Origin of the sequence: Photorhabdus viridis (assembly GCF_040256935.1) — a bacterium.
In the GTDB taxonomy this organism is placed as follows: Bacteria; Pseudomonadota; Gammaproteobacteria; order Enterobacterales; family Enterobacteriaceae; genus Photorhabdus; species Photorhabdus viridis.
In genome coordinates this window covers 1-6,724 of sequence record NZ_JBEJZY010000086.1, presented here as the reverse complement: position 1 = coordinate 6,724, position 6,724 = coordinate 1, and the positions used below count along the sequence as shown (strand labels likewise).

General features: G+C 43.0%; 10 protein-coding genes. 6 read left to right on the top strand and 4 right to left on the bottom strand.

What is annotated here, in order from left to right; translation table 11 throughout:
• Nucleotides 1-559: 559 nt before the first annotated feature.
• On the bottom strand, nucleotides 560-730 hold the full coding sequence (locus ABR397_RS21590) for a recombinase family protein (protein WP_350307511.1): 171 nt from the start codon (nucleotides 728-730) through the stop codon (nucleotides 560-562).
• Between the two features lie 169 nt (nucleotides 731-899).
• On the opposite strand from ABR397_RS21590, the gene ABR397_RS21585 reads away from it, so the two are divergent.
• Genes ABR397_RS21585 through ABR397_RS21575 form a run of 3 tightly spaced genes read left to right on the top strand, consistent with a single transcriptional unit; the run spans nucleotide 900 to nucleotide 2,213 of the window.
• A complete protein-coding gene (locus ABR397_RS21585) occupies nucleotides 900-1,160 on the top strand; it encodes a type II toxin-antitoxin system Phd/YefM family antitoxin (protein ID WP_350307510.1) in 261 nt (86 codons plus the stop codon).
• A 25-nt stretch (nucleotides 1,161-1,185) separates the two neighbouring features.
• Entirely contained in the window at nucleotides 1,186-1,452 is a 267-nt protein-coding gene (locus ABR397_RS21580; protein ID WP_350307509.1) for an arylsulfatase regulator, read from the top strand.
• 5 nt (nucleotides 1,453-1,457) lie between these two features.
• The gene (locus ABR397_RS21575; RefSeq protein WP_350307508.1) at nucleotides 1,458-2,213 is read left to right on the top strand and encodes a type II toxin-antitoxin system RelE/ParE family toxin; all 756 of its coding nucleotides are present in this window, start codon (nucleotides 1,458-1,460) and stop codon (nucleotides 2,211-2,213) included.
• 935 nt (nucleotides 2,214-3,148) lie between these two features.
• Here the strand turns inward: ABR397_RS21575 and ABR397_RS21570 are convergent.
• Nucleotides 3,149-3,790: an HD domain-containing protein gene (locus ABR397_RS21570; RefSeq protein WP_350307513.1), complete on the bottom strand. Its 642-nt coding sequence runs from the start codon at nucleotides 3,788-3,790 to the stop codon at nucleotides 3,149-3,151.
• A gap of 120 nt (nucleotides 3,791-3,910) precedes the next feature.
• Here ABR397_RS21570 and ABR397_RS21565 point away from each other — a divergent pair, with 120 nt between their 5' ends.
• Entirely contained in the window at nucleotides 3,911-4,879 is a 969-nt protein-coding gene (locus ABR397_RS21565) for a GlxA family transcriptional regulator (protein ID WP_350307507.1), read from the top strand.
• A gap of 6 nt (nucleotides 4,880-4,885) precedes the next feature.
• Here the strand turns inward: ABR397_RS21565 and ABR397_RS21560 are convergent, their stop codons facing one another.
• Entirely contained in the window at nucleotides 4,886-5,401 is a 516-nt protein-coding gene (locus ABR397_RS21560; protein ID WP_350307506.1) for a GNAT family N-acetyltransferase, read from the bottom strand.
• Nucleotides 5,385-5,678: a type II toxin-antitoxin system TacA family antitoxin gene (locus ABR397_RS21555; protein ID WP_350307505.1), complete on the bottom strand. Its 294-nt coding sequence runs from the start codon at nucleotides 5,676-5,678 to the stop codon at nucleotides 5,385-5,387. Before ABR397_RS21555 ends, ABR397_RS21560 begins: the two co-directional genes overlap by 17 nt.
• A 317-nt stretch (nucleotides 5,679-5,995) precedes the next feature.
• Here ABR397_RS21555 and ABR397_RS21550 point away from each other — a divergent pair, with 317 nt between their 5' ends.
• Together ABR397_RS21550 and nadS are read left to right on the top strand one after the other, a co-directional pair.
• The gene (locus ABR397_RS21550; RefSeq protein WP_350307512.1) at nucleotides 5,996-6,328 is read left to right on the top strand and encodes a type II toxin-antitoxin system RelE/ParE family toxin; all 333 of its coding nucleotides are present in this window, start codon (nucleotides 5,996-5,998) and stop codon (nucleotides 6,326-6,328) included.
• A 1-nt stretch (nucleotide 6,329) separates the two neighbouring features.
• Nucleotides 6,330-6,614, top strand: coding sequence for a NadS family protein (gene nadS, locus ABR397_RS21545; protein WP_350307504.1), 285 nt, complete (start codon nucleotides 6,330-6,332; stop codon nucleotides 6,612-6,614).
• Nucleotides 6,615-6,724: the final 110 nt, after the last annotated feature.

Sequence of the window (6,724 nt, the reverse complement as noted above, 5' to 3'; positions counted from 1 at the left end):
GTTGTTTTTACCGCTTTTAACACCTGCTTTTTATTAAGTTTAATCATCATTAGCCATCGTGTTTTACGTTTAACTAACGCTAATCATACCCACTTTTTATCTTTACTCATGCTGTATTACCCGCAGTTTTAATAAGTCACGCCCCTTTCTGTTTTTTCCGATAATCAATTCTTTTCTCAGGGCTTAAATCCTGCCAGATTAATCTGTTTATCCCCTTTTTATTGCGTTATTTTTGCAATTTTCTGCATAAAATAACCGGCGAGAAAAGACTTAAATAACCTGAAGTTTGCTTAAGAAGGGAACTTAGTGCCTGAGACACGATCAAAGTTTTTGTCAAAGAAAACAAAATATAAACGAAGCCGAGGTTGATTAATATCCTAACGATTTTGAGGTTTTAGATTTCCCCCGTATTAAGCAAAAATTTACGGTGATGTTTATTCATTCCATACGATGGATAGTGATTAATTAGCTATTTTGTGTGATGTGTATCACATTTTTGTCATGTTAATATGATAAATATCGTGATCTTGTGGTCATAAAACTCAGAGGACGAAATTCTCTACTCCTCCCGCAGATAATCCATACAGACCTGATATTGGGGACGATGCGCTGTCCGGCCACTGTGTTTTTCCTGATAAAGACGTTCACACTCCGCTTGTTTTAATTTTTCCAGCTGAATGTCTAAACTTTGACCTGTTGAGCTGACACGCGCATAACCAATTTTTGCCATAACCTATCATTATCTCTTAGATCATTTGATTGAGTACTTATGATAGGACTTTTGAGAGCCATTTCCAATGGTTGTCAAAAAGTATACTTTTGATAGATTTAAATTTGATCAAATCGTTCGATTCGTTTATATTGTTTGAATCACACGATCATTCAATGAGGGGATTATTATGGATGCTCTTTCTGCCAATGAAGCCAAAACCCAGTTTGGTGACATGCTACTCAAAGCACAACGTGCCCCAATCCAAATAAATAAAAACGGAAAACCCGTTGCGGTGGTTATCTCAATGGATGAGTACGAAAGTATTGAAACACTCCGGTTAAAATTATTGCAGTCAAGAGCGGCACAGGCTCGCGTTGATATTGAGACCGGTAATACCATTGATGGCGAAGCCTTTTTTAATGAACTGATATCAGGTCAGTACGATTAGAACTTCACATATTGGGGAGAAAAAAATGTCTGTAGCCGGACTGAGTGCAGCACAATTACAGCGGGTGAAACGTATACACGACTATACTACCCGTTTTCCTCTTTCCGAAACCAGCGATGCGCAATTACTGAAAACCTGTTACGACTATATGGATGTATTCAAACAGGTGATAGACAGTGCATCAACTGCCCAACTGGATGATATCTGCCAGCAATACGCCGGTTTTTTCCGATTCGCCAAACTGATGGAAATGCTGGCTGAGGGTATTATCGACGTTCCCAGGGATCATTAACCATAATGGCCATACCAAACTACCGCTTAACGCCTGATGCTCAGGCCGATTTGATTGAAATCCGCCATTTTACCGTACAGCAATGGGGTGAGGTGCAATCGAAAAAATACCTGTCAGAACTTCAACAAACCTTTCGTTTGCTGGCTTCTACCCCCGCTATGGGGAGAAACAGGCCGGATGTAGGATCGGGAGTATTGAGTTTTCCTCATGTCAGCCATGTCATTTATTACCTCATCCATGAACGGCAACCGGTTATATTTGGTGTCCTGCACAAACGTATGGTGCCCGCAAATCATCTGGATAGACGCGGAATATTTGACTGTCTGGCCTCATTGAATCCGGGATTCACAATGGAAAATATCAAGCGTATTCACTTATTATCCCGTACAGAAATTGAAGAATTCTATGCCCGCCCCGAATTCAATGATCACGAACAAAACCTGTATTTTTCCTTAAGTCCGGCAGAACGGGCTGCTCTCGAACAGTTCCGCAATACCCAGACCCGTATCCATTTCATCCTGCAACTGGGTTATTTCAAGGCTAAACAACAGTTTTTCAACCTGTCATTTGATGAGGCCAGCCATGATATTCAGTATATTGTGGCCACTTATTATAGCGATACTGATGCGACCCGGTTCAAAGGCACACTCTCCCGTAAATATAGGCGCAGTCAGCAACAGGCAATACCTGTTGCACTGGAGGAACATCTGGTTAATTGTGGTTGTTCGACCGGCGCCTGCCGATTAAAGGTGCGGTCATAAATATCACATTCCAAGGCCCTTAATTGAAATAGCCATAAAACCAGAGCAGGTTTTAAACTGTTATTAAAAACTATTGTTTTAATTTATAGTTTTAATCGGTATAACATTTTCATCGTTGTTTTTACCGCTTTTAACACCTGCTTTTTATTAAGTTTAATCATCATTAGCCATCGTGTTTTACGTTTAACTAACGCTAATCGTACCCACTTTTTATCTTTACTCATGCTGTTTTACCCGCAGTTTTAATAAGTCACGCCCCTTTCTGTTTTTTCCGATAATCAATCCTTTTCTCAGGGCTTAAATCCTGCCAGATTAATCTGTTTATCCCATTTTTATTGTGTTATTTTTGCGATTTTCTGCATAAAATAACCGGCGAGAAAATACTTAAATATCTATCTGCTTGGATAATACTCCTTTACGTGCAGATTTCTTTTCGATTTTTTATTGATGATTAAACTTTCGATTAAATACAATTAACTCTTCTTCTGAAAAGTTGTATTTACTGCGTTAAATGCGCCCTTAATATAAAAGCTTTAATCAGAAAAAATAGGTAAAAAATTTAATCATCAAAGATAAAAAACAATGATTAAATTTTTTTTAACGCGGGTAAAAAATTCGATATTATACTGACACAGGAAGAAAAAACATCATGGAAAACGGGGTTTAAACTGATTAATAAGGTAACAGAGTTAACCAAATAACAAAACATAGGATTAGCAGTATTCAAAATGATTAAAAAAATGGGCTTTGATTTTAATACCATTGGTATATCGATTACCCCCTCTGGTTTCAAAACTGAGGAATTCTCCCCCTAAATTCTCATTGAAAGTGAAGCAAACATTTAAGATTTAGGGGAAGATCGATAGGGCGCCGCCTCAGAACGGATAACCTACACTTGGGTAGCAGGTTATCCTCCAGCTGTCACCCCAGGGCACTCAGCTTTTCCAGCGGGAACTGCGGATCACGTGACAGATATTGAGGGGAACCAGTCCGGGCTCTTTATCCTGTCTGACATCCGTATTGAAGTTACCTAACGTTATCTGGGATTTGTCCTTGATGCCGTCATAAAAAGCCTGAATGATATCTTCCTTGAAGCGGTCAGTGCGTGGGTGTTGCTGTACAACAGCACTGCGTTCACTGTCGCTGAACGCTTCGTAATTGATGCCCAACACGTCCATTTCAACGCCAGCGGTGACGAGTGCAATTTCGGGCACCATAAACTCCGGAATGCCCGGTGTGGTATGCAAGGCAATCGCCGCCCAGACTTTATCAATATCGGCCTGAGCGATGCCATATCCTTGCAGGAAATGTTTCGCCGCATTTGCGCCGTCAACCTCGAATCGTTTGTCACAGCTACAGTGCTCATGTGTCAGGCCGATGTCATGAAACATACATCCGACATAGAGCAACTCATGATCCACGTTAAGCCCAAGACGCTGGCCTGCGAGCGCTCCCCAGTAGTAAACACGACTCGAGTGATGAAAAAGCAGGTCAGATTCTGTATCGCGGATGAACGTGGTTGCGTCACGGGTTATTTGGGTATCGGGAATACTCACACTATTAATTGAAAAACTCATATGCTTATGCTGTCTCCGGTTGATTAAGTGGAGGTAAGCATAAAACACATGACACCTGTCCTGAATTAACTTATAACGATGATTAAGGACATTCAGATTAAATAAGACTTCTGCAAAGCAATGATTCATAACATCACCATACTGGCTGTGCCTAACGTTCAGCTGCTTGATATCTCAGGCCCTCTGGATGTGCTCGCTGAGGCGAACCGCATATTGCACCGGCAGGTCTATTCCCTGAGCGTGATGTCGACCGGGCCAGACATCATCACTTCCTCTTCAGGCGTTAGGCTGATGGCCGATGTGATTTTGAGCCATACCGCCAGCCATTCGGCAGACACGTTTCTTGTAGCTGGCGCGCCGGATGCGTATAACCATACCCTTTCAGACCAGGAACGCGCTGCAATCATCGAAATGTGTCATCGCAGTCAGCGTTACGGCTCCGTCTGTACTGGCGCTCTGCTGCTGGCGCAGACTGGATTGCTGAAACAGCGTCGGGTGACAACCCACTGGGGGTGTGCCGAACTGCTCGCGATGCGTTTTCCCGAAATCACTGTTGAACCGGACATGTTCTATGTGGCTGATGGGCCGCTGAGAACTGCTGCGGGGGTGACATCCGGGCTGGATCTGGCGCTCCGGTTGGTTGAAGAGGATCTGGGCCGCGAGCTTGCGCTGGAGGTGGCCGCGAGTCTCGTCATGTTTTTCAGGCGACCGGTCTGTCAGGGGCACTTTATCCGCAGGAGTCAGTTGTCCCTATCCGGGAGAGCTGCTTTTCAGGATTTGCAACGCTGGGTGCAGGCAAACCTACAGGACATAAGTGGCCTACAGGATATGGCCGTCCACATGAACCTGAGCATCAGGCATCTGGGACGCTTGTTCCGCCAGGAGCTCAACATGAAAGCAGGAGTATGGTTGGAGAATGCACGTATTGAGAAAGCGCGAACGTTACTTGAAGAAGGCAGGGTCCCGCTCAAGGCAATACCGGGAGCCTGTGGATACAGAAGCAGCGATGTAATGCGCAGGGCCTTTGTTAAAAATATGGGCATGACCCCCTCTGTTTATAGAAAAATATTCATACAGACTTTGGCGTAGTTCAGTTTACGGTAAGGTGTTGACAATCTCTATACAGGTTTGAATTGGAAGCCACATTTCAAGGCGAGAATGATCGCTGGGATCAGCCGGTAAAAAATCATACTGTTGATAAAAGGGAACGACTTGTGGAGACATAGGATCGACAAATAACCCAATGGCCGAAATTTGTTGTGCAACCAATGCCGTTCGATATATAGCATCAATCAATAACCGCTCACCTAAACCTTGTCCTTGTTGTGAATCATCTACCGCAAGACGGGCTAGTTTGACCGCACTGAGTGGGTGGGGATAGTTTTTGTAATCTTTGTGAGCAGGTAGCGTTGTCACAGAATATCCGGTGAGAGTGTGATAACCCATGATTGTCGCAGGCGCAGAATCCCGGCAGGCCACATAAATTTTTGATATGCGCTTTACGGTTTTCTGTCGGGCCTGTTGTTGTAGAAACTGATTTAATTCAGCTACGCCGCAATCAAAAGTTTTACGATTATGTTGCTGAGTCACCTCTTCAATGATTATTGACATTCACCGTTTCCTTGTAGTGCTTCGCTGCTTTGAGCAACTTATTATTTGCTTTTGGCGGATTTTCCAAAGCTGCAAACAATGCATCAGCACCTGCCATTGAGAGGTGTAATGTTTCGGTCCGTTCAATCACATTACGTGCTTTCTCCATCGCTGATTCGATAAGAAATTGTGAAATGGTTGTACCGGAGTAATCAGCTGCCCTTTGTATGATGTCTTGAATCTCTGTAGAGATTCGTGCGACCAAACGGGCTTCTTTACGTTCTGCATGAGAAGTCATTATTTCACCTAAGTTTTCAGGTCTGATAGATAGAAAGAACGGAAGCGGTGTGCTTTACCTTCTTTGGTAAAGATCGCTGTTATTGCGATCAGGCGCCATTATGGCATATTAGTAATTAACGTCAATATGTGTGCCTTTTAGGCATACATATATAATCACGTGAGCTTTTTTAAGTTCAATGTTGTTTTAATCAGAAAAAACAGGCCAGAGCTAATTTTTTAAAAACCCTCTAAAGGTATGGAATAAATTTGTAAGTCATGCTGGTAATTTTAGAATTGCAGGAGTACTTTGTACTCTATGGTGAAGGAGGTTTGCCAGTGAGTTATGCGATAGAGTTTATTGAAACTAGTCTGTTTACCCGACAGATAAAAGAGATTGCCACTGATGATGAGCTTAAAGAACTGCAACGAGACCTTATCGAGTCCCCAAATAAAGGTGAGCTAATACGTGGTACTGGGGGGTTACGTAAAATCAGAATGGCTATAGGCTCACAAGGAAAAAGCGGTAGTGCCAGAGTTATCTATTTTCTAGCAACTGAAGATATTATCTATCTGGTGATGGTTTATCCGAAAAGTAAAAAAGATAGCTTAACGGATGCCGAGAAAGCAGAACTGAAAAAACTAACAAAATTACTAAAAGATGAGGTGTAACATGAGTTTTTTTGACGAGTTGAAAGCATCCCTCGAAGAAGCCGTTGAAATTAAACAAGGTAATAAAGCCGCAGCGCGTGTGACCCGATACGAAGTTGCCGACGTTAAAGCTATCCGTGTTCAACTTAACATTTCACAGGCAGAGATGGCGGAAGCTTTAGGCACTAGCCTTGATACAATTAAAAGCTGGGAGCAGAAGCGTCGAAATCCGACAGGATTAGCGGCAAAAGTGTTAGCTATCATCCAAGACAACCCTAATTTTTATAAGGCTCTGGCGACGCGTTGATTAGCGAAAAACGCCGTAAACCCTCGCCCAGTGCGGGCGGGGATATAAGGCGAAAAGCCCGCAGGGCTTTAAAGATCAATCTGGCGTTGACTGACTCTGAACGTAGGCTC

Excerpts from the sequence above, each read along its gene's own strand:
- ABR397_RS21590 (WP_350307511.1), bottom strand. The coding sequence starts at position 730 with ATGGCAAAAATTGGTTATGCGCGTGTCAGCTCAACAGGTCAAAGTTTA.
- ABR397_RS21585 (WP_350307510.1), top strand. The coding sequence starts at position 900 with ATGGATGCTCTTTCTGCCAATGAAGCCAAAACCCAGTTTGGTGACATG.
- ABR397_RS21580 (WP_350307509.1), top strand. The coding sequence starts at position 1,186 with ATGTCTGTAGCCGGACTGAGTGCAGCACAATTACAGCGGGTGAAACGT.
- ABR397_RS21575 (WP_350307508.1), top strand. The coding sequence starts at position 1,458 with ATGGCCATACCAAACTACCGCTTAACGCCTGATGCTCAGGCCGATTTG.
- ABR397_RS21570 (WP_350307513.1), bottom strand. The coding sequence starts at position 3,790 with ATGAGTTTTTCAATTAATAGTGTGAGTATTCCCGATACCCAAATAACC.
- ABR397_RS21565 (WP_350307507.1), top strand. The coding sequence starts at position 3,911 with ATGATTCATAACATCACCATACTGGCTGTGCCTAACGTTCAGCTGCTT.
- ABR397_RS21560 (WP_350307506.1), bottom strand. The coding sequence starts at position 5,401 with ATGTCAATAATCATTGAAGAGGTGACTCAGCAACATAATCGTAAAACT.
- ABR397_RS21555 (WP_350307505.1), bottom strand. The coding sequence starts at position 5,678 with ATGACTTCTCATGCAGAACGTAAAGAAGCCCGTTTGGTCGCACGAATC.
- nadS (WP_350307504.1), top strand. The coding sequence starts at position 6,330 with ATGAGTTTTTTTGACGAGTTGAAAGCATCCCTCGAAGAAGCCGTTGAA.